Annotated in this window: 22 protein-coding genes and 1 riboswitch; of the genes, 14 read left to right on the top strand and 8 right to left on the bottom strand. The window is 39.4% G+C overall.

Annotation, left to right across the window (positions count from 1 at the left end; genetic code table 11):
* Window positions 1-20: 20 nt before the first annotated feature.
* The 4 genes from BKO01S_RS20830 to BKO01S_RS20815 form a co-directional block, all read right to left on the bottom strand.
* A complete protein-coding gene (locus BKO01S_RS20830; protein ID WP_066059082.1) occupies window positions 21-248 on the bottom strand; it encodes a hypothetical protein in 228 nt (75 codons plus the stop codon).
* A gap of 279 nt (window positions 249-527) precedes the next feature.
* A complete protein-coding gene (locus tag BKO01S_RS20825) occupies window positions 528-962 on the bottom strand; it encodes a Dps family protein (protein ID WP_066059079.1) in 435 nt (144 codons plus the stop codon).
* Window positions 963-1,087: 125 nt separating this feature from the next.
* Window positions 1,088-2,266 (bottom strand): rod shape-determining protein RodA, encoded by a 1,179-nt coding sequence (gene rodA, locus BKO01S_RS20820; RefSeq protein ID WP_066059076.1) that lies wholly within the window; start codon window positions 2,264-2,266, stop codon window positions 1,088-1,090.
* Window positions 2,267-2,406: 140 nt separating this feature from the next.
* Window positions 2,407-2,601, bottom strand: a complete 195-nt coding sequence (locus BKO01S_RS20815) for a hypothetical protein (RefSeq protein WP_066059073.1) — start codon at window positions 2,599-2,601, stop codon at window positions 2,407-2,409.
* Window positions 2,602-2,749: 148 nt separating this feature from the next.
* Here BKO01S_RS20815 and BKO01S_RS20810 point away from each other — a divergent pair, with 148 nt between their 5' ends.
* Genes BKO01S_RS20810 through BKO01S_RS20800 form a run of 3 tightly spaced genes read left to right on the top strand, consistent with a single transcriptional unit; the run spans window position 2,750 to window position 6,713 of the window.
* Window positions 2,750-4,387 (top strand): spore germination protein, encoded by a 1,638-nt coding sequence (locus BKO01S_RS20810; protein ID WP_066059072.1) that lies wholly within the window; start codon window positions 2,750-2,752, stop codon window positions 4,385-4,387.
* On the top strand, window positions 4,384-5,598 hold the full coding sequence (locus tag BKO01S_RS20805) for a Ger(x)C family spore germination protein (RefSeq protein WP_066059069.1): 1,215 nt from the start codon (window positions 4,384-4,386) through the stop codon (window positions 5,596-5,598). Before BKO01S_RS20810 ends, BKO01S_RS20805 begins: the two co-directional genes overlap by 4 nt.
* A complete protein-coding gene (locus tag BKO01S_RS20800) occupies window positions 5,598-6,713 on the top strand; it encodes a GerAB/ArcD/ProY family transporter (protein WP_066059066.1) in 1,116 nt (371 codons plus the stop codon). The genes BKO01S_RS20805 and BKO01S_RS20800 overlap by 1 nt, the downstream gene beginning before the upstream one ends.
* Before the next feature lie 32 nt (window positions 6,714-6,745).
* On the opposite strand, the gene mgtE is transcribed toward BKO01S_RS20800, so the two are convergent.
* On the bottom strand, window positions 6,746-8,104 hold the full coding sequence (mgtE, locus tag BKO01S_RS20795; RefSeq protein ID WP_066059065.1) for a magnesium transporter: 1,359 nt from the start codon (window positions 8,102-8,104) through the stop codon (window positions 6,746-6,748).
* A gap of 246 nt (window positions 8,105-8,350) precedes the next feature.
* Between mgtE and BKO01S_RS20790 the strand changes: the two genes are divergently transcribed.
* On the top strand, window positions 8,351-9,115 hold the full coding sequence (locus BKO01S_RS20790; RefSeq protein ID WP_066059063.1) for a hypothetical protein: 765 nt from the start codon (window positions 8,351-8,353) through the stop codon (window positions 9,113-9,115).
* Between the two features lie 68 nt (window positions 9,116-9,183).
* Here the strand turns inward: BKO01S_RS20790 and BKO01S_RS20785 are convergent, their stop codons facing one another.
* Both BKO01S_RS20785 and BKO01S_RS20780 read right to left on the bottom strand, forming a co-directional pair.
* Window positions 9,184-10,761 carry an aminotransferase class V-fold PLP-dependent enzyme gene (locus BKO01S_RS20785; protein WP_066059061.1) on the bottom strand — a complete coding sequence of 526 codons (1,578 nt, stop codon included), beginning with the start codon at window positions 10,759-10,761 and terminating at the stop codon, window positions 9,184-9,186.
* A gap of 11 nt (window positions 10,762-10,772) precedes the next feature.
* Window positions 10,773-11,330 (bottom strand): glycerol-3-phosphate acyltransferase, encoded by a 558-nt coding sequence (locus BKO01S_RS20780; protein WP_066059058.1) that lies wholly within the window; start codon window positions 11,328-11,330, stop codon window positions 10,773-10,775.
* A 247-nt stretch (window positions 11,331-11,577) separates the two neighbouring features.
* Window positions 11,578-11,764: riboswitch (cobalamin riboswitch) on the top strand.
* Between the two features lie 128 nt (window positions 11,765-11,892).
* Here BKO01S_RS20780 and BKO01S_RS20775 point away from each other — a divergent pair.
* From BKO01S_RS20775 to BKO01S_RS20730, 10 genes are all read left to right on the top strand, one after another.
* Window positions 11,893-12,864, top strand: coding sequence for an ABC transporter substrate-binding protein (locus BKO01S_RS20775; protein ID WP_066059056.1), 972 nt, complete (start codon window positions 11,893-11,895; stop codon window positions 12,862-12,864).
* Between the two features lie 19 nt (window positions 12,865-12,883).
* Window positions 12,884-13,888, top strand: a complete 1,005-nt coding sequence (locus tag BKO01S_RS20770) for a FecCD family ABC transporter permease (RefSeq protein ID WP_198158862.1) — start codon at window positions 12,884-12,886, stop codon at window positions 13,886-13,888.
* A gap of 1 nt (window position 13,889) precedes the next feature.
* Complete coding sequence (locus tag BKO01S_RS20765; protein ID WP_066059051.1) at window positions 13,890-15,377, top strand: adenosylcobinamide amidohydrolase; 1,488 nt, start codon at window positions 13,890-13,892, stop codon at window positions 15,375-15,377.
* Between the two features lie 32 nt (window positions 15,378-15,409).
* Window positions 15,410-16,201, top strand: coding sequence for an adenosylcobinamide-GDP ribazoletransferase (cobS, locus tag BKO01S_RS20760; RefSeq protein ID WP_066059048.1), 792 nt, complete (start codon window positions 15,410-15,412; stop codon window positions 16,199-16,201).
* A complete protein-coding gene (locus BKO01S_RS20755; RefSeq protein ID WP_066059045.1) occupies window positions 16,159-16,746 on the top strand; it encodes a histidine phosphatase family protein in 588 nt (195 codons plus the stop codon). The genes cobS and BKO01S_RS20755 overlap by 43 nt, the downstream gene beginning before the upstream one ends.
* Window positions 16,747-16,763: 17 nt before the next feature.
* On the top strand, window positions 16,764-17,327 hold the full coding sequence (locus BKO01S_RS20750; protein ID WP_066059042.1) for a cob(I)yrinic acid a,c-diamide adenosyltransferase: 564 nt from the start codon (window positions 16,764-16,766) through the stop codon (window positions 17,325-17,327).
* 24 nt (window positions 17,328-17,351) lie between these two features.
* Window positions 17,352-17,735, top strand: coding sequence for a VOC family protein (locus BKO01S_RS20745; RefSeq protein ID WP_066059039.1), 384 nt, complete (start codon window positions 17,352-17,354; stop codon window positions 17,733-17,735).
* A 123-nt stretch (window positions 17,736-17,858) separates the two neighbouring features.
* On the top strand, window positions 17,859-18,947 hold the full coding sequence (locus BKO01S_RS20740) for a D-alanyl-D-alanine carboxypeptidase family protein (RefSeq protein ID WP_066059034.1): 1,089 nt from the start codon (window positions 17,859-17,861) through the stop codon (window positions 18,945-18,947).
* Window positions 18,948-19,147: 200 nt separating this feature from the next.
* Window positions 19,148-20,221 (top strand): D-alanine--D-alanine ligase, encoded by a 1,074-nt coding sequence (locus tag BKO01S_RS20735; protein WP_066059031.1) that lies wholly within the window; start codon window positions 19,148-19,150, stop codon window positions 20,219-20,221.
* A gap of 58 nt (window positions 20,222-20,279) precedes the next feature.
* Window positions 20,280-21,656, top strand: a complete 1,377-nt coding sequence (locus tag BKO01S_RS20730; RefSeq protein ID WP_066059028.1) for a UDP-N-acetylmuramoyl-tripeptide--D-alanyl-D-alanine ligase — start codon at window positions 20,280-20,282, stop codon at window positions 21,654-21,656.
* A gap of 43 nt (window positions 21,657-21,699) precedes the next feature.
* Here the strand turns inward: BKO01S_RS20730 and BKO01S_RS20725 are convergent, their stop codons facing one another.
* Window positions 21,700-22,533: a Cof-type HAD-IIB family hydrolase gene (locus BKO01S_RS20725; RefSeq protein WP_066059025.1), complete on the bottom strand. Its 834-nt coding sequence runs from the start codon at window positions 22,531-22,533 to the stop codon at window positions 21,700-21,702.
* Window positions 22,534-22,716: the final 183 nt, after the last annotated feature.

Genomic DNA, 22,716 nt, shown 5'->3' with positions numbered 1-22,716 from the left:
AGGTAAACGTCATAGTGACGTTACGCGCAAACTGGATTTCTAGGGATCTTCTCAAAAGAAATATCTGAAATATATTTTGAACAGCTCTTTACGATGACTACATAATTAACTGTCCAAATGAATGCTGGAAGGCTTTCATTTTCTTTAAACATCATTGACTCGAATTCATCTCCAATGACTTCTTCAAAAACTTCTAATGTATAAGTCTCAGTGTCTGTAGAAAAGTTCTTCCATTCGCATACCATCATGTTTTTCACCCCTAATGTTTTTCTTGAATTAAATATAACATATAAAAACAATAATAGTTTGTGAAATATTGAACAAAGTATGAACAATGATTTTTTCGTTTTACGGGGTCGTAAATACTGTAATTACAAGGTTTCTGAGGTATTTCTCAAAAATTCACCACCTTTTTATGAAAACGCTTTCAATTATAAAGTTATATTAACATAGTTTTTGTACAGGTGGAGCTTTCGATAAAAAACAAAGTCAGCGACAATTGTCACTGACTTTATCTTCTATTAATATTATTCTCCTAAGTAGGCAGTCAACATCCAAATATGTGTATCTAGGGATTCGATAAGTCCTGTTGCCATATCGTTAGTGATGATGTCATGGTTTTCTTCAGCCAAAGTAGCTAGAGAAGCAAGTTCATCTTTCACTTGTTTAAAATCAGCAACGAGGGCAGCAACCATTTCACTAGCCTTTGTTTCATTGTTAGTCTCAAATAGAGTAGCTGTTTCTAAGTATTCCTTCATAGAAGCAACCGGTTGTCCACCAATAGCTAAAAGTCGTTCTGCCAATTGATCGACTACTAAACCAGCCTCATTATATAATTCCTCAAACTTCGCATGAAGGGTAAAGAATAAAGGGCCCTTTACGTACCAGTGGAAACGGTGAAGCTTAGTGTATAGAACATTCCAGTTTGAGATTTGTTGATTGAGTTGAGCTTGTAATTCCATAATAAAATTCCTCCTCAGTTGGTTTATAATTAAATAATAACATATATTAAATTATAATCAATACTAAATTATAATTATTATAAATAAATTAAAGAAAAAAATAAGGCTAACGATGGAAGTTAGCCTCATTGTTTGCCTTCTGAGCCAAACATATAGGTTTTTTTGTGGTAATGGATGCTAAAAATTAGTCCCATAGCAAACATATTCCCCATTAACGAACTCCCCCCGTAACTAACGAAGGGGAGAGGAATCCCCGTAATCGGTAGAACTTGAATCGTCATGCCAACATTTTGGAAGACGTGAAAGGTAATCATAGAAATAACTCCTGCACAGATGTAGGTGTTAAATGGGTCTGTCGTATCTAAGGCTGTCTTTGTTAAATGATAGATGAGTATAAAGAAAAGACCAATAACGATGCTTGCCCCGACAAATCCGTACTCCTCACCAATCACACTGAAAATAAAATCGGTATGACTTTCCGGTATGTATACCTGTCTTTCACCAAAGCCTTTTCCAGTCAATAGACCTGAACCGATCGCCCTTAATGAATTATATAGATGGTATCCTGCTCCTGCTTGATGGTTATCAGGGTCAATCCAAGAGTAAATTCTATTAAACTGATACGTTTGAACATTTAAGTATTTTACAAGGACCTCTGGTGCCCAAACAACATAATAAATAATGGTTGCTCCAAGAACCGAACCGATGCCATAGATGGTGAGGATAATTTTCCATGTAATTCCGGATACGAATATAAGTCCAGTAAAGATTGCAACGATGACAAGGCTTGTTCCTAGATCAGGTTGCTTCATGATTAACGCTAGGGGAAGAGCAGTGGATATGCTCATTTTAGTAAAAAGCCAAAGATCAGATTTAAAGGTTTTCTTTAGATATTTTTCATGATGAGTGGTAATCACCTTGCTAAGGGAAAGAATGAGGAAGGCTTTCATAAACTCCGAAGGTTGGATCGTGCCTATACCAGGAATTTGAAACCAGCTATGTGCTCCATTTCTTTCGGGTGCAATGCTTTCTGGTGAGATGATAAGAGCAAAAAGCAGAAATATGCCGAATCCATATAGATACCAGGAAAGCTTTTTATATTGATCGCTATCAAAAAACATAACGACCGCCACAATAATGACTCCTACGACATACCAAAATATTTGCCTAATAAAATAGTTATCTGTGTACTGTCCAGTTGTTTGGGCGCTATAAATAGATAAGCAGCTTACTAGAAATAATAAAAACAAAATAAGACTCAAGGTCCAATCAAATTTTTCTGTCGGTTTTTTCACAACTTCCATTTACCTGCACCTAATTCCTTCTCCTATTTACAATATTATCCTATCAAACAAAAATACCACATTCAAGATATGCAAAGAAGATAATGATCATTCATAATATAGGGTCTTTTTATATAGACGTACAGGACTAGTTATTAGTTTCAATTATTCATGTTCTCTTCTTTTTTATTTTTCATTCTTTTCTTTAATAGGTTGGTTACTGGGGTTCCGTTCATAATCATCCAGACAAAGATGGGAGCAAGAATGTTTAACGTCATAATCATGACAACAAATGTCCAAAGGGCCCATTCAGCATTAAAGATATTACGATAGACCCAAGTGCTATAAAACTCCATAAAAAACCAGCCTTTCACATTATCTGTTTGGCTACATGTTTTCCAAACTCTTCAGGAAATAAACTGAATTCTGATTAGAATTTGGTTTAGTTGGAAAAATAAAGGAGAGAAAAGAATAGGGAATTTATCATCTTAGGAGTTTTCAAATATGACTTCAGTTGAAGAGAAAAATACATTTTTTAGAGATTTGCAGGATAATGAAGAGTTAATGACTGAGATTTTGGGAGGCAGCGTTGACCTTGTCAAACGCCGCATAACCTTTCATGAGCATAAAAATGTTCAAGCACTTTGTTATTACACGGACGGTTTAGCTGACGTAACACATATAGAACAATTTATTAGTGACCTACTGTATAAAGGCAATCTGCTGCTTCAGCATGCAACATTACCTACGGATAACCCGTTAACCTTGCTTAAGGAACATATGCTTTCCAGTGCTTCCTTTCAAGTAATCAAGGAAGTCGGTCAAGCGGTTGATGGTATTCTGTCCGGAGTGGCCGTGTTGATTCTAGATGGAAGTAATGACGTGTTCCTTATACAAACGAAAGGGTGGGAAAAAAGAGGAGTTGATGAACCGCAGACAGAGCAGGTTGTTCGTGGTCCAAGAGACGGCTTTACAGAAAGCATTCGAACCAATACCGCACTTGTCAGGCGAAGAATTAGAGACCCTAAGCTTCGGATTGAACAAATGACCGTTGGGAAGCGGTCAAAAACAGATGTCAATATTGCATATATCGGAGACATTGTAAAAGAAGGGCTAGTTGAGGAAGTAAAAAAGAGAATAAATGATATTAATATTGATGCCATATTAGAAAGCGGATATATTGAAGAGTTAATTGAAGATGCACCAAGATCTCCTTTTACTACTGTGCAAAGTACAGAAAGGCCTGATAAAGTAGCGTCATCTTTACTTGAAGGAAGAGTAGCTATTTTTGTTGATAATACCCCCTTTGTATTAGTAGTCCCCAGTTTTTTTTGGCAGTTTTTACAGGCAAGTGATGATTACTATTCACGTTGGATGACAGGGAGCTTTTTTCGTGCCATTCGGTATTTGGCTTTTGTGCTTAGCTTAACTCTTACTTCCATATATGTAATGCTCGTAAGTTTTCATCAAGAGATGATTCCAACCCAACTAATATTAACTATTGCATCTGGACGTGAAGTGGTTCCTTTTCCCGTTTTACTTGAGGCTTTACTAATGGAAACGGCCTTTGAGTTGATGAGGGAAGCGGGGCTTAGGATGCCTAAGCCTGTTGGTCAAGCTGTAAGTATCGTTGGATCTCTTGTCATTGGGCAAGCAGCTGTTCAAGCGGGTATCGTTTCTCCTTTTATGGTTATAATCGTCGCCTTAACAGGTATCGCTTCGTTTGCCATCCCTAATTATGCGGCATCATTCTCGATTCGTCTCATTCGCTTTCCATTACTTATAGCCGCTGGGATGCTAGGATTACTAGGTTTTTCCGCAATGTTTGCGTTATTAGCTATCCACGCCCTTACCCTTCGCTCCTTCGGTGAGTCATACTTGGCACCAGCAACACCGTTCCAGCCGAAGGATCAGAAAGATTCTATCATCCGCTTTCCTTGGTGGAAGATGCAGGCAAGACCAATGGGGGTTACAGGCGATGAGAAGCGTGTAGGAGATAATCAATTCCCAGAACCTCCTAATACAGACCCTTATTCTGATGAAGCGGGGAATAGAGATGAGGATAATCAAAAGGGTAGAGATCAATCAAAGCGAAAGAAAAGTCGTCATATCATCAAGCTTAAGGGGGATGATGAAGAATGAAAAGACAGGCTAGCTGGTCTCTTTTATTAATTATGATTCTCCTAGTAACGGGATGTGCAGGTAAGAGAGAGTTAAATGAACTAGCACTGGTTATGGCTGTTGGTATAGATAAAGGAGAGGGTGAGAATGCCTTTAAAGTTACGGCGCAAATTGCTAGACCAGCAGATGCTAGAGGGCAAACAGGTGCTCCTTCTGGTCAGACGGGTGAGCCTATTTACACCATTGTTGGACAAGGGGAGTCATTGTTTGATGCGATTCGTGATTTATCTTCCATTTCATCGAGAAATGTTTTTTGGGCTCATAATCAAGTAATTGTTATAAGTGAGGAATTGGCGAAGGAGGGAATTTCTCAGGTAATTGACTTTTTTACAAGAAATCCTGAACTTCGAATGAGAACCTGGATTGTTATCACACCAGAGGAGGCAAGTACTTTAGTATCAACAGTTACGGGATTGGAGCTAATACCGGGTGAAGCAGTTAATAAACTGTTTAGATACGGCAAAATATCAACTGTTGCTCCAAATACTCAGATATTGGATGTTCAGGCAGCTTACTTAAGTCAGAGCTCTCAACCAATTATGGCTAGAGTCACTCTAAAGGAAGTAATGATATCAAACAAGAAACCGGAGAAAGGCCCTACGATTAAACAGGTGGACTTAGCTGGTGCGGGAGTATTTAAGGAAGACCGCCTTGTCGGAATTCTAAAACCAGAAGAAACAAGGGTCTTGATGCTTTTTACAGAAGGGTTACAGTCTGGTGTCGTTACGACGGCATGTAAAGATAAACCTGAAAGAACGATAGGTGTGGAACTCAGGGATCAGATGTTTGAGGTTACCCCACATTTAAAGGATGGTCAAATAAGCTTTACTGCTCAGTTAGATGCGTACGCCATGGTAGTTGAAGCAGGCTGTCCATTTACTATTGATGATCAGAAGCAAGTGGCTGAGTTAGAAAAAGCAATTGAGAAGGAATTGAAAAAAGAAATAGATACTACGGTAGATAAGCTACAAAAGGAGTATAAGACGGATGTAATCGAGCTGGGTAAAGTGTTTCAAAACGAGTATCCCGGATACTGGAACCAAATTTCTGATAATTGGGCGGAAGTATTTCCTACAGTTGATATCAAAGCATTTGTAAATGTGGAAATAACAGATTCAGTCCTCTTATGGGAGGAAACCAACTCCGGTAAAAAGGAGAATAGTGCAGACTAATGAAGGTACAAATCTCAAATGGCATGTTTTTTGCATTAATAATTAATATGATTTACGCAAAGGCAATCGGAGTTACGCAGGGGTCGATGGCGCGAGAAATAGGTGGTGATATATGGATTTCCACCCTAATTGCAACCGTTCAAGGTACTGTTATTATGTCCCTGGTTATTTTTGTCATTCGTAGAATGCCGGAGGGTGACTTAATTGATCAATCGGAGAGGCTGTTTGGCAAGTGGTTTGGGAAATTTGTGGCGCTCATAACCTTTATCTTTTTCCTTGCTGCTTTCGGTCCTATTATGTCGACATTTATTTTTCACTTGAAGGATTATTTCTTGCCGGAGGCACCAATCCTACTATTTATCTGTGCCGCTTTTTTAATAGGCACCTATGCGATATTTTTTGGTTTAGAAGTAATAGCAAGAATGGCTTTAATCGGAGTTTTTTCAATTATTGCCTTAAATATATTGCTAATGCTTGGCACACTTCCGGAATTCGATATTAGAGAACTACGCCCAACGTTTCAGATGGGATTTATAAAAACGGTTTGGGCAAGTAGGCATCATAATGCAGACTGGGCCATGGCTACGATTATGGCGGGAATTATATTGCCAATGGTGGGGGATAAAAAATCATGGGGGAAAATGGGGTTTGCCGGAATAGCCTACGGAATGGTTTTTGTTATTATGTGGCCAATCCTAGAGGCGGGGGTCTTATCACCCGAGACCGCTGCGCAGTATATCGTCTCTTGTATGCAAATGGCTAGAAGTGCACAAATTGGCTATTTTGTTCATCGGTATGAAATGATCATGGTTGCTTTTTTTGCCTTGTCCATGCTTACTCAAATTATGATGAGTTTATTATGTGCCTCAGTTGCGATGCAAAAGATCCTTGGTTTAAAGGATTATCGTAAGGTCATTATTCCTACAGCTTTGATTCTTAGTACGTTTGGTTATTGGATCAACTTTAATAAAAATCGTGCGGTCGATTTTTTAGAGGGATGGTGGGTGTATATTAGTGTAGGCGTTGCTGTCGTCTTACCTATGATGATTCTAGTATTAGGGTTCTTTTTTAAGAAAAAGTTAAAAAAGAAGATAGTAGCTGAAGAGGCAAAATAAAAGCACGAAGCGCTCTATGGCTTCGTGCCTCTTTACTGTATGTGATGTAGGAAAAGTGTAGCAATCCCAAAATAGGTTAAAAGTGAAAAAATATCATTTAGTGTCGTAATCAGAGGCCCAGAAGCTATAGCTGGATCGATTTGTAATCGGTAAAGAATTAATGGAATAACCGTTCCTGCTAATGTTCCGATAATAAGAGTTAGAAGTAGGGAAATGCCTACTACTAGTCCAATCATTAAATTCCCCTGCCATATATAAGCGATAAGCGAGATGAGAATGCCACAGGTGATTCCGATGATTACACCAACTCCCAGTTCTCTAAGGACAAGTTTTGTGATGACACGTTTGTTAATGTCATTAGATACAAGTCCACGAACAACGACTGCTAATGATTGTGTTCCCGTGTTTCCCGTCATTCCAGATATCATAGGAATAAAGAAAGCAAGTGCGACGATTTCCTTGAGCGTTTCTTGATACGTACTAATGATACTTCCAGATAGAATGCCTATTAGTAATAAGAGGATCAGCCAAGGGAGCCTTCTATAAGCGGCAACATAGGCCTTCGTATCAAAATCAATCGATTTTCCTGATGCAGAGAGTTTTTCGATATCTTCGTTGGCTTCTTGAATAACAACATCAATGATATCATCAACCGTAATAATACCCATGAGTACATTTTCTTCATTTACAGCAGGGATAGCCATGAAGTCGTATCGTTGTATGAGCATGGCAACTTCCTCTTGGTCAGTATCTACTGATACAGAGATGACTCGTTCATACATAATATTACGAATAACTTCGTCTGCTTCTGCCATTAATATATCTCGGTAGGAAACAACTCCAACAAGCTTACGGTATTGGTCGATAACGTAAAGGTAATTAATGGTTTCCGCGTAATCGGTAAAGGATTTGAGCTTCGTTACAGCATCCTTAACGGTATAGTAATCTCTTATCCATACAAAGCGGTTGGTCATTAATCGCCCTGCGGTTTCTGGGGGATAGTTCATGATATCTTGAACGGCTTTAGATTCCTCTTTTTTCATCCCAGATAAAAGCTGGCTGATTCTTTCAGGTGAAAGGTCATCAAGCAAAGAGGCGAGGTCATCGTTATCCATTTCATCGAGTACTTCACCAGAACGTTCAATACCTAATCTATTTAATACATCTAGCTGTTCCGTTTTGCTTAATTCCTCAATGAGGTCAGCGAGCATGTCTATATTTAGGTATAATAAAAATCTTTTTTTATGTTTTTCAGGCAACTCCCCATATATTCTAGCAATATCATATGGCTGAAGCTCATCCAAAATCGCATCAAATTCTTTTCGTTTTGATTCCTTTAGAGCTTTAATGATGTATAGGGTAATTTGATTTTCTTTCATGTTTGTAATCATAAGTATCACCTCTCATGGGGAAGTTCATTTGGAGTAACATGCTAATTATAGTTAAAAATGAACCAATTTAAAATGGATGTTTTATAAAAGTTTGTGAATTGTAAAGAATGTACTTGAAATATATAGTGCTTATACAATAGTATAGTTTTATTTAGAAGAACAGTGCAGAAATTAATCGAAACTTTTTTATACGATCATTCGTCATAAGTAAGGGAGATATTACTATTTTTGTGGAGGGTTTTGCAGGTGAAAAAAAGCAATCAGGAGAAACGCGATCTTCTCTACATATTCCTTAATGAAGGGGAGCAATATGTTCTTACACACGGGATTGAATTTAAAGAGTTTGCTCGGTCTCTTTCCGATTCTTTGAATCATCTTTTGTTAATTAAACATGCTTATGATTTGGGAGAGTTTAATCGTCACACATTACTAGAATATGTTCCTAAAGAGAAAATCCATCGACTTATGGCTGAGGATGTTCATGGGTATGGTGATTTTTGCTGGGTAGATTTTGAAGAGCTTGAAGGAGTGAATGCCTTATCTTCCGAGGAAATAGCGGAGTTGCTTTTTATGGGGCATATGAAGGAGCATCTAAAGCAGCCATTTAACCGACATCTGAGAAATAGATACGGTTATTTTGCCCATGATGATGGATGGTGGAATAAGGTTTATTACCGTACGTTAACCGACTTTTATCGTCTTTTATCCGATCTAGTACCAGAGAAATTACATGAGTTTAAACCAGAAAAGGGAATCCTAGGATTGAAAAGAAGGAAGGAATACCCTCCAATGGATATTGACATTTCTCTTTCATTAAAATCTATGATGAAAGAGGGAATATTACTCTCATTTAAAGATGCTGTCCAAAGTAGAGCAAAGGTAGAAGTCCCGATATGGGTTATAGGCGATTATATGAATATGGATGATATGTACGAGGAGTACGAAAAACTATCCAAAACAAAGTTTGACGCGACCCTCGTATTCGATAAAAAAACAAAGCAATGGCAGTAAAAAGGTGTCAGACACCCTTCGTGGACAAATCGGGCGGAATTGTCCGTGTGGGGTGGACAGTTATATTTTTATAGAGAATCATAGTATGTAACTAGCTCTGACAGCATAGTTAACATACGTTGTGTCTCTCTCTCCTCTATCTTATTAATGGGAGAAATTTGAACCCAATTATTGCGCTTCAAATACGAACTCTCGTAGTGTAATAAATAGCCATTCATCTCCATATCCTCTCCGATAAAGGTAGAGGATATTTTTGTCGGTAAGGGAATGGTCATAATGATCGGACACGAATGTTCTAATTTGGAGAGGACAGGGATCCCATGAGATTCGAGAAATGTTCGAATATGCAGGTATCGGCGACCAATTTTTTCAAAAGGTTGGTCCTCTTCATATGCCTCTAGTGCCCGGTGAAGAGCTGAGATGAGATTGGATGAATGTGTAAAGGGTACTCCGTCGTTGTCTATATACATTCCTAGGTCGAGATAACTTGGAAGTGTCTCATCTTTTTTTATGTAATGCTGATGAAAAACAATGGACAGGCCTGAAAACGAGCCTAGTGCTTTGCCGCTAACTCCCGAGGCAAGATAAATATTAGAGAGATCTAAGGGAACAGCTCCAATTGAGCTGATAGCATCAAGACATACTTTTATGCCTTTTTTGATGCATGCTTCTTGTATATCTTCCAGAGAGTTTAAAACACCAGTTGATGTTTCACAGTGTGTGAACCACACCCACTCGGGATTATGCTCGCTAATGACCTCTTTGATTTCTTCCAACGTAAATGATTTCCCCCATGGGACTTCGTAGCTTTCAAAAGATACCCCAGCACGAATGGCATGACCTTGGAGTCGCTTGCCAAACTCGCCATTAATAAAAATGACCCCGTTCGAAAGTTTTTTCAATTGCATCGCGATAACCTCATTCGCAAGAGTTCCGGATCCGAGAAGAAGCTGACAATTTGCGGCTTTTGTTAATCGTAGAAGTCTTTCCTTTACAGAGTTTAACAAAGTGAAAAATGCTTTAGAACGGTGTGATATGGGAGGGTGCATAAGTGCTTGATTTACTTCATCAGCCACCCTAACTGGTCCTGGAACATATTGATTGGAAGAAATTCCTATGCGTGATGAAACAAGTTTTTCAAAGGTATCTCTTGTGATATACATAGGATGAAATTGTGCATCCTCGGTTCCAACGGGATCATGAAACACGGTAAAGCCGAGTTGTTTATACAGCTTTGTTTGTCTTGTGGTTCCGGAGATAACAGCGGCATCGTAACCCTGTTTGATACAATAGTTCGCTAATAATTGTGAGAGTCCTAGAAACACCCTACCGTTTCGAATGTTTGCATCAACGGCGAGGAGACGAATTTCGCATAATAGATGGACTTGAAAGGGAAGATGCTCTTCAACAGGACCAATCTTTTTATCAATGGAAAAAGGCCGCTTGTCCCGAACAGCAATCATCCCAATTAGTTCTTTGTTTTTTAAACAGATAAGGTACGTATTTTCAGCGTGAAAAGGGTCAACTCTTCTTTCGGTTTCAGCCTTAGGATGCTGTGGGATTTCTTCGACAAATGTACGATAATTTAGTTTATGAATTTGTTCCATTTCTTCTTCACTTCTTGCAATTTTGAACAGCAATCCCATTTGTTTTCCCCCTATACTCTTTCTTTTATATTTGTTCGATGAGCAAAAAGAATGGTAACTATGGTAAGAGTGATGATTCCAACGGAAGTATATGTATACGTTTCAATTAAAAGATAGAGAGGAAGAATACATAAGCTTAATAGACCGGAAAGGGTAAAGCTGCGAAACAAGGGATAGGTGATGGCAAAGCTAACGAGAATGACAATGGTTACGGTCGGTTCAAAAGCAATGATTCCCCCTATAAAACTAGAGATGCCTTTTCCTCCCTTAAACGAAAGGGTAATGGGCCAAATATGTCCTATGAGGACAAAAAGAAATCCAACGAGTTGAATCTCCTCCGTAAAGCCTAACATTCTGCCAAGAAGGATGACCGCTGCTCCTTTAGATGCATCTCCTATAAAGGTAGCTACAAAGGCTGATTTATTTAAACTTCGCCCAATGTTCCGAGCACCTACATTTCCGCTACCTTCCTTCCGAATATCAATACTTCCAAACAATCTCCCTATAATGTATCCAAACATAATGCATCCAATGAAGTAGGAAAGGAAGAAATAAACTACTACTGGCATAGGAAATGACCTCCACGCTGTGTCGTATATATTCCATATTATGCTAAGCAATACCTCCATACAATAAGAAGTTTCTGTCCGCCCCAGAAGGACAAAATAAGCATGAGTGTCCACGAGTGGTGACAGACACCCTCCGTGGACACTTTGGTCGGTTTTGTCCACGAAGGGTGTCTGTCACCATTTTGTTTAAAAAGGGTTGCGTTTGAGGGGATTGGTTGGTGTATAATCAGACGTAGCAGAAAACTTCATAATTCGACTAGTAGTAGGTGTCTTCAGTTTTGAAGACTTAAAAAGGAAGTTGGTGAAATTCCAACGCGGTCCCGCCACTGTAAATGGGAGTAAGCTGCAAGTAATGCCACTGTACGGTAACGTATGGGAAGGTGCAGCAAGCAATGACCATAAGCCAGGAGACTCGCCTATTGCTGTGCACCGAATTTCCTACGAGGATAGGAATGGTGTGGCAGACCACTACTATTAAGTATCACGTCTATCATACCAACATCTTCCTAGTCTAAGTAGGAAGATGTTTTTTATTTTTTACATAACAACAGGGGGAAAGAAAATGCGCCAAAAGTTTTATGCACTATTTGTACTACTCGTATTATCACTAGGAATTCTTGCTGGTTGTGGAAGCACAACTGAAAAAGCGGAAGATAACAAAAACACAGAAGGTCAAACGGAACAAAGTGAACAAGCAGCCTTCCCAGTTACAATTAAAGATGCTCTAGACAATGAAGTGGTTATAGAAGAAGAACCAAAATCGATTATCTCTTTAATGCCTAGTAATACAGAAATTGTATATGCACTAGGACTAGGGGAGAAAGTTGTTGGATTAACAACAAATGATACGTACCCAGAAGAAACGGCAGATGTAGAAAAAGTAGGTGACTTCACTGTTGATATTGAAAAAGTCATTTCATTGAACCCAGATCTTGTGTTAGCACACGAATCTTCGGCAGCATCTTCAGAAGCAGGATTTCAGCAAATGAAGGATGCGGGTATCACGGTTTTCATCGTAAATGATGCCGTGAATTATGACGATGTATACAATACGATTGATGTGATTGGTCAACTAACAGGGGCAACAGAAAAAGCTGATGCACTGACAGAAGATATGAAAACGAAGCTTGATGAAATCAAGGAAAAAGCAGCAACCATAACAGAAAAGAAAAAGGTATATATTGAAATATCTCCAGCTCCAGATATTTATACAGTTGGTAAGAACACATTCATGGATGTGATGCTACAAACAATCAACGCAGAAAATGCGATGGGTGATCTTGAAGGCTGGCCAAGTGTTGACCAAGAGTCGATCCTTGAACGTAATCCAGATGTGATTATTGCTACTTATAACTACGTAGAGGATCCTGCAGGTCAGATAACGTCAAGAGAAGGTTGGGCGGATTTGACAGCAGTGAAAAATAAGCAGGTGGTTGAAGTACATCCTGATCTTGTGAACAGACCTGGTCCAAGGCTCGTTGAAGGGGTAGAGGAACTTGCAAAAGCCGTTTATCCGGAAGTCTTTACTAACTAATCGAATCATAGCCTACTTAATGGGAGCCTCATTTCTTTTGTTGGCTATCATCTTAGGCATCTCGTTAGGGACCGTGAAAGTTCCTGTTTTAAGTACGATTCAAATATTACTTGCACAACTCTTTCCGTTTGTCTCTTTAGATGGAATTGATCAAATGCATATGAATATCGTTTCGAATATTCGCTTGCCAAGAGTCATCTTGGCAGGACTTGTTGGTGCGGCTCTAGCGATTGCTGGAGCTGCCTTTCAAGGTTTACTAAGAAATCCACTTGCAGACCCCTATACGTTAGGAGTTTCCTCTGGTGCTTCAGTTGGAGCAGTTGTTACCTTGTTTTTTCAGCTGTCGCTTCCAGTCATCGGGGCATTTACACTTCCTGTTCTCAGCATTTTATTCTCCTTTATTACTATTTTCCTCGTATTAGGTTTTGCACAAAAAATAGAGCGTTCCATGCGAGTAGAAACGATTATATTAACAGGAATCATCTTTAGTTCCTTTCTCGGTGCACTTATTTCATTAATGATTGCGTTAACAGGTGAGGAATTACGTCAGATTATAGGATGGCTACTAGGAAGCGTTTCTATGAGAGGGTGGGTATATATCAAAATTATTCTCCCATTCTTCATTGTAGGAACAGCCATTTTACTATTTAACGGAAAAGAATTAAATGCTATGTCATTTGGAGAGGATAGAGCGCACCATTTAGGAGTGAATGTCCAACGGAGAAAACTGATTATTTTAATGGCAGGGTCAATGTTAACCGGCAGTGCAGTAGCTGTTTCAGGTACCATTGGTTTTGTAGGATTGGTTATACCACATTTAGTAAGGATGCTTTGGGGACCAGATCATAAACACCTTCTCCCATTATCGGTTCTTACAGGTAGTGCCTTTTTAATTTTAACAGACCTAGTCTCAAGGACCATCATTGCTCCTGTTGAGCTACCGATTGGAGTTATAACTGCCCTGATTGGGGCGCCTGTCTTTGCGATCATCCTATTAAAAACAAGAGCAGAAAGAAGTGGTTAACATGCTTCGCATTCAGCATGTAAGTGGCGGATACTCGGATAAGCCTATAGTAAAGGATATTTCCTTCGAGGTGAGAAAAGGAGAAATGCTTGGTATTCTCGGACCCAATGGGAGTGGAAAGACTACTCTTTTAAAAATGATCAGTGGTATTATGCCCTTTTCTAAAGGAGCCATTTTGATTGATAACAAAGAGCTTTCTGAGTATTCCCCTAAGGAACTTGCTAAGCTGGTTGCCGTATTGCCTCAACATACAGCAGATCCATTTTCCTATACAGTAAAAGAAACAGTATCACTCGGTCGATACGCTCATCAAAGAGGCTGGTTTCATAGCTGGAGTACGGAGGATGAGGAAACAATTCTCCGGGTAATGGAGCAAACAGGAACAGTAAGCCTCCAACATCGAAGTATTCAAGATCTCTCTGGTGGAGAGAGGCAAAGGGTTTACTTAGCTCAGGCGCTCGCACAGGAACCACGTATCCTTCTTCTTGATGAACCAACGAATCACTTAGATCTCAGTTATCAAAAAGAGTTATTTGATCTGTTAAAAAAATGGACAAAGGAATGTGATCTGATGGTCGTTTCCATTTTCCATGACCTAAATTTAGCAGGCTTATACTGTGATAGGCTCTTGCTACTTCAGGAGGGGGAAATTGTAATAGAAGATACCCCAAACGAAGTGCTAAAACAAGAGCGGATTCAAAACGTCTATCATACAAAAATTGCAAAACAACCTCATCCAAAAGTTCCGGTACCGCAAATGGTGCTATTACCTGAGTGGGAGGATGACCAAGAGGGAATAAAAGTTCAAATTGATCAATCCATGATTCATGCTACTTCTGAGAGAATTGTTGTAAAAACCACTCACCCATTAAAAACAATGAGTTCAGGGGTTGTTGGCTCAGGAGTGGGTTGGTACCAAAACTTTGTGAACCGTCACGTAGACAAAAGTTATAATTGTAGTGATCATAAAAAAGAAATGGCTACCTATTTAGAGAAAAATGGATTCGTTCCAGGAGAAACGGTCGGAATGATGACAGCTGTGAAGCTTGAAGATGTATCGTATAAGCTTTATGTAGATAGGAATGTCTCCATTTTTGTAGTCGTGACTGCAGGTGTGGGAAATGCAATCGATGCCTCCATCATTGATAGAGAAATATTTGATCATACTCCTGGTACTATTAATACATGGATCTTTGTTAATGGTGAGTTATCTGAGGAAGCATTTATCCAATCGATCATGACAGCAACGGAAGTAAAAGTGAAGGTTTTACAAAATGAAGAAGTACTAGACGTAACTACGGGGACATTTGCAACAGGTACTTCAACAGATAGCATCCTAATTGCTGCTACCCAAAAGGGAACGTCCATTGAGTATGCAGGCTCCTTTACTCAACTAGGAAGATTAATTAGTAGAGGAGTTTATGAATGTACAACGGAAGCTATTCGGAAATCTAGGATACGAAAAGAAAGCATGAGTTCATCGTTTTAGATCCATAAAAAATCCGTCGTGGGGGAAGAGTCGTGAAAACTGTCCGTGCATTTCTATTGAACCTGCAATTTTTTACATCCATACCTATTAAAATGAATTTGCCAATGGATGCGCCTCATATGAATCGTGCTGTTGGCCTATTCCCGTTATTAGGTATTTTACAAGGAGGCATGTATTCTATCCTTCTTTTCACATTGGTAGAATGGACACCGTTATCGGCAGTTTCTATTGCTTTCATTTTATGGCTGGCCTGGATTTTCTTTACGGGGGGTCTTCATCTTGACGGTTGGATGGATGCAAGTGATGCCTTTTTTTCGTATCGGGATAAAGAAAAACGGTTAGAAATTATGAGCGATCCTCGGACAGGAGCATTTGGTGTTTTATCTGCCATTGTGCTGTTAAGTGGTCGCTATTTGTTTTTATATGAAATCATCAATTTGCTCCATTCTTACTCATACATAGTCATCCTATTCATTCCTTTTTTTAGTAGAGGTGTCATCGGTGGGTTATTAGTACTTGCTCCACTCGCAAAAAAAGAAGGACTTGCAGCGTTTTTTAGAGAAAGAGTAAGTAAAATAGCTTTAGTTAGTTATCCATTGTTTTGCCTTATGGCGTTAGTAGGGTTAAGTATTATCTCACCAGCTATCGTTCCTTTTTTCCTTTTGTTACTTGTAAGTGCAGTTCTTAGCTACCTATTTGTTCGAGTGAAATCGGAGCATTGGTTTGGAGGAATTACCGGGGATGTATTGGGAGCATCTGCAGAAGGGACGGAGTGGCTGCTATGGATGATTGTGTGGTTATGGCATTATGCAGGCATGGCTTAACAGAAGCAAATAAAAAAAGAGCATATTTAGGGTGGACGGATTCACCTTTATGCGAGCCTCCGCCACCATTAGTAACGTCTTTTGAGGGCTATTTTACAAGCGATTTAGGTCGTTGTGTTTCCACGTTAAAGGCGTTATTCCCTGATGTCGAACCGATTCAAATGAGTGATCTAAGAGAGATGCATTTTGGCGACTTTGAAGGGTTCACGTTTGAAGAGCTAAAGGATAATGAGGAATATATAAAATGGCTGAATGATTACAAAGAGATAATCGTACCTAACGGTGAGAGCTTTCAGCAGTTTGTAAGAAGAGTGGAGATTGGCTGGAACAGGATGATTGGAAAAGTAAAAAATAATAGCTGGAACAGTTCTTTTGTTGTCACCCATGCAGGTGTGATAAGACATTTATTAGCTTCATATGCACCAGACGAACGAGCATACTGGGATTGGAATGTCTCACATGATTGTTATTATGAGCTACGATTTACGAAGGAAGGGTTTGAAAAGGGGGAAAGAGCCTTCTCACTAAAAGAAGTAACCATTTAAAAGGGGGACGAGAGCAAATGAAGATTTATACGAAGACAGGAGATAAGGGACAAACGAGCATCATCGGTGGAAGAGTGGACAAGGATGATATACGAGTGGAGGCATATGGAACGATTGACGAGGTAAATAGCTTTGTTGGACAAGCGGTTGCTGAGCTTGATGCTAATGTGTTTGCTGATGTGCTGGCGGACTTAGAGAAAATTCAGCATGAGCTGTTTGACTGCGGAGGAGATTTGGCGAATGTAACAGCCAAGCGTTTACCGAAGCTTACAGAGGAAGCGGTTGAATACTTGGAACAAAGAATCGATCTGTTTACGGAGGAAGCACCACCACTCGAGCGCTTTATTTTACCAGGAGGAACAAAGGCTTCTGCCACCATTCATATAGCTCGAACGGTTTCTCGTCGAGCGGAACGTCTAATTGTCAGTTTATCAAAGGCTGATTCGACTACACCAAAAGTATGTTTACAGTATGTAAATCGTCTTTCAGATTACTTTTTTGCTTTGGCGAGAGTAATAAATTTTCGTTTAGGTGTCAAGGATGTTGAATATGTAAGAAGTGCGAAGGTGTTTCGAAAATAGGGAAGTAGGGAAGAGGAGATTGTGATGGATATTAAGCTAGGGTATGTGATTTTGTACGTAGACAGCTTAGAAAAAACAAAGCAATTTTATGGTGAACTTCTTGGATTAAAGCTACGAAATGAGTTTGGTTCTTACATTGAATATGAAACGGGCTCAACCATTTTAAGTATGAATACAAGGGCAGGAGGAAGAGAAGTAACCGGCCTGCCTATTCCAGATGGTATTCAAAAGTGCCAAACCTTTGAGCTTGGCTTTGTTACGGAGGATGTCGAGGGACTTGTAGAACGAGTTCGTCAGGCAGGAGTACCGGTATTACTTGAACCCACAGAGAAGCCATGGGGTCAGAAGGTGGCGTACGTGGAAGATCCGGATGGTCATTACATTGAAATATGCACTCCTATCCCTTAATGAGAATGTCGATCCTTTTTTACAAAGGGTCGATTTTTTTGTTGCATTTTTATTAATTAGGAATATAAAGACCGACAAACTCAAAAAATAACCCTTGCTACTGATTGTTAGAAAGGGGATAGAATGAGACACTTAAAATCAATACTCGTATTTCTATTGCTTTTGTCAACGGTAACTGCTGTTCCAACAAAAAGCCATGCCATTTCTGCTAAAGGGGCTATTTTAATGGAACAAGAATCAGGGAGAGTATTATTTGAGAGAAATGCTCACACGCCAATGCGTATTGCAAGCATTACAAAGATTATGACCGCTACTTTAGCGATAGAATCAGGGAAGATGAATGAGATGGTAACCGTTAGTAAAAAGGCGTCCGGAACGGAAGGTTCATCTCTCTATTTAGAACCCGGGGATAAAATTAAGCTAGAAGATCTTGTTTATGGATTAATGCTTCGCTCTGGAAATGATGCGGCAGTCGCCATTGCGGAACATGTCGGTGGAAGCCTGGACAAATTCGTGAAGATGATGAATGAAAAGGCGAAAGAGATTGGGATGACAAAATCCGTTTTTGCCAACCCGCATGGCCTGGATGACCATGAAAATCATTATTCAACGGCATACGATATGGCATTACTCACTAAATATGCAATGAAAAATGAACAGTATCGAAAAATATCAGGTACTAAGGAATATCAATGCAAAAGTTTAAATCGTTCAGTCGGAACTTGGTTTAATAAAAATAAGCTTCTTACGATCCTATACCCATATTCTACAGGTGGGAAAACTGGCTATACCATTCGAGCCAAGCGAACCCTCGTATCTACAGCCGAAAAAGATGATCTGAAATTAATAGTTGTTACGATTAATGACCGTCAAGATTGGAAAGACCATATGTCCCTGTTTAATATGGCTTTTCAAAAATATGAGCGAGTAGAGGTTGTTAGCAAAGAGAAATTTGCCTCTTTTCAAGGCTCCTACCTAGGTAATGCGAAACCTGAGCATGAGATTGTCTATCCAATGACAAAAGAGGAAAAAGAAAGTGTTCAAGTTCAATTTGAACCATCTAATCAAAGAGGACTGCGTAAAGGAAAAGTAGGCGAGCTTAAAGTACTTGTTTTAGGAAAAGAAATTGGAAAGACAGATTTACTAGGAGAAGATATTCCAGAGACCGAAAAGGAAAACAAGGATTCCTGGCTGAAAAGACTTTTCCACTAAGTATCACAAATGAAAGGCGCATAATTCTATGCGCCTTTTTAGTATGTGAAATGAAATGGTTGTAAATCAAGCTATTCCTGACATAGGTATAGAACGAAGGACTTAGGAAAAAAACTACATAAATGCACAGATGTACGGTTCCTTTCTTAAAATAGATAGTGGTAAAATAGTAAAGGCAATGACAATATGGAGGTACATTTATGAAAACGAAGTTAGGGTTATTATACGGTGGAAAGTCTGCTGAACATAAAGTGTCGTTACAAACAGCATTAGCAGTTATTAATGCACTTGATCATAGTAAGTTTGAAATACATCCCATTTATATAACGGAAGAAGGTAGCTGGGTTAGTGGGGGTTTATTAACTGGTCCGGTTGAAACAGTGAAAGAGCTAATCTATACAGAAGGTGATGCCCTACCACCAACCTCTTTATCACCTGCGTTATCTAGTAAAGGGCAGGATTCAGGTTATGATGTTATTTTCCCACTACTTCATGGTCCAAATGGGGAGGATGGAACGGTACAAGGATTACTTGAACTTTTAAATCTTCCCTATGTAGGAAATGGTGTTCTTTCTTCTTCTGTAGGTATGGATAAGGTATTAATGAAAAATGTATTTGCGCAAGCTGGTTTGCCACAGGTCAATTATGTATCCTTTATCCGTAGCAGTTTTGAAAAAAATTCAGAAGAAGCTTATAATCAGGTGGAAGCGGAGCTTGGTTACCCATGCTTTGTAAAACCAGCTAACCTTGGATCAAGTGTTGGAATCAGCAAATGTTCCAACCGCGAGGAGCTTGCTGAGGCATGTAAAGAAGCATTCCAATTTGATCGTAAAATCATTATTGAACAAGGGGTAATAGCAAGAGAAGTAGAAATTGCTGTGTTAGGAAATGATGATCCAGAGTGCTCGGTTGCTGGAGAAATTGTCCCTAAGGTTGAATTTTACGATTATAAAGCAAAATATGAAGATGGCAATACCGCTTTAATTATTCCTGCTGAGATTACAGAGGAAGAGTACAGTCAGTTAAAGGAATTGGCCATAAAAGCTTTTAAAGCTCTGGATTGCTCAGGATTAGTTCGTGCTGATTTCTTTTTAACAAAAGACGGTAAGGCTTACATTAATGAAGTGAATACAATGCCTGGATTCACACCGTTTAGCATGTTCCCTCTTCTATGGAAGCATACAGGCGTAGAGTATCCAAAATTAATCGAAAAGCTAGTGGACCTTGCCAAGGAGCGCCACGCAGAAAAACAAAAAATTAAGTATACGTTTTAATGGAGGCACGGCAAGTAATTGCCGTGTTTTCCTTCATCTATGAGTAGGAGGTATGAGAATGATCAAAAGAACCATTCAAAAGCTAACGGAAATGATGACTATCTTAAATGAAGTCAAGCCGTTTGAACAGGTTGAGATTTGTGGAGTTTCCATTGACTCAAGAAAGATCGAAAAGGGGAATTTATTTGTCCCTTTTAAAGGAGCAAATTCTGATGGGCACAAATTTGTAGAGGCTGCTATTCAGGACGGGGCTGCCGCAGCACTTTGGCAAAAGGATGTCCCTAACCCGCCAGCAGGACTTCCTATTCTATTAGTAGATAACACATTAGAGGCATTGCAACAGCTTTCGCGTAGTTACCGAGATGAACTCTCTGTTAAAGTAGTTGGTATCACAGGTAGTAACGGAAAAACGACGACGAAGGATATGACCGCCAATCTCCTTGCTCTTTCCTATAAGGTACAAAAGACGGAAGGGAATTTTAATAATCATATTGGATTGCCTTTAACGCTGTTACGATTAGAAGAGGACACCGATATAGCAGTGGTTGAAATGGGAATGAGTGCGCTAGGAGAAATTGAGTTTTTATCAAAGCTAGCAAAACCGGATGTGGTGATTATTACAAATATCGGAGAATCCCATCTACAGGACTTAGGTAGCAGAGAAAATATTGCAAAAGCAAAACTTGAAATTATAGAGGGAATTAGTGACAATGGATTGATTGTTTACAACGGAGATGAGCCGCTTCTTAGTGACTCACTTTCACACTATAAAGGAAGTGCCGAGCTTCAAACGTTCGGGCGTTCTAGTGAAAACACTTTATATCCTGTATTGATCGCCCAAAAGGATGACGGCAGTTCGTTTACAATCAACAAGGATACTCAGGAGTATCACTTGCCTGTTCTTGGTACACATAATATTTTAAATGCGTTAGGGTCGATGTTAATTGCCAACCACTTTGGTATCCCATTTGAAAAGATGAATGAAGGTTTTTCTCATCTACAACTGACAAGCATGAGAATGGAGCTTGTTCCTGGTGGTAAAGGAGAAAAAATCATCAATGACGCCTATAATGCCAGCCCTACTTCCATGAGGGCAGCAATCGATCTTGTTACCAGTCTTTCTGGGTACGAGAAGAAGATTCTTGTTCTTGGTGATATGCTTGAACTTGGCCCAAATGAGGTAAACTTCCATTATGAAATAGGGTCAGGTGTGAACAAGGAAGCCATTGATTATGTTTTTACATATGGAGAGCTAGGCGGGTCCATCGCAGACGGAGCGAAGTCAGTGCTTCCAGAAGATCGGGTAAAAGCGTATGTTAATAAAACGGAGTTAATTACAGAACTAAAGAAACACACGGATGAAAAGACACTGGTTCTTGTCAAAGCATCGAGAGGGATGCGTCTAGAAGAAGTGGTTCATGAGTTGCAGAAATAAATAGAACAAACGTCCCGGAGTAAGTTCCGGGACGTTTGTTTTTTTATTCAGTTGCAACCTTTACCTTCGAAAGAATAAAATCCTCAACAACTTTAGCAACGCCATCATTGTTGTTTGTTTCTGTTACATGATTAGCAATATCTTTAATCGCGTCTGGTGCATTACCCATTGCGACACCAAGACCTGCAAATTCAATCATCGTAATATCATTATAGCTATCACCGATTGCTATCACTTCTTCAGCGGTAATGCCAAGCTGCTTTGTTAATTGATTTAAGCTAGTTCCTTTTGTTACGTTAAGAGCTGTGAATTCTAAGAAGAAAGGCTTAGAACGGAACACACTTACTTCCTCTCCAACTTCTTTAATCAGAGTTTGTTCCACATTCACAAGAACATCTGGATGTGCAAGCATCATTGCTTTTACAACAGGCTCAGTAATGTGAGCTTTAAATTGATCAACGATTTGCATCGGAAGACCTGTAATGGTTGATTCAATATCCGCATACTCGTTAGGCTCTTCAATGACAATGCTTTCATCCTTATAGGACAGAATTGACACACCTTCACGTCTACTCAAGTCATATAAGCGGTGAGCCATCTCACTAGAAATGGTAGAATTGAAAATTTCCTCATTGGATGTAGCATTTATAATTTTTGATCCGTTATAGGAAAGAATATAGCTTCCGTAATGATCTAGCTGTAAATCCTTCGCAATGGAAACCATCCCGAATGTTGGTCGGCCAGATGCCAGAACAACTTTAACCCCAAGCTCTTGCGCTGCCATTAAGGCTTCTTTGTTTCTTTTTGAAAGAATATGTTCGTCATTGAGCAAAGTATCATCTAAATCTAACACAATCATTTTGTATGGAAGAGTCATAATAACATCCTTTCTTTAAAGCGTTACTCTATCATCCTACTACATAATGCTTCTCGCGAATAGCAGAAATGATTGGGGAATAAGTAAAATTAGTATCTCAGTGCTTGTTGGAGCGGGAACGCGGGGAGAACGGTAAGAGAGAGGGCGTGTCAGTGCCCATCGGAGCGGGAACGCGGGGAGAAC

Origin of the sequence: Robertmurraya korlensis NBRC 107688, from assembly GCF_001591645.1 — a bacterium.
Lineage (GTDB): Bacteria > Bacillota > Bacilli > Bacillales > Cytobacillaceae > Robertmurraya_A.
This window is presented reverse-complemented; position numbering and strand designations above follow the sequence as displayed.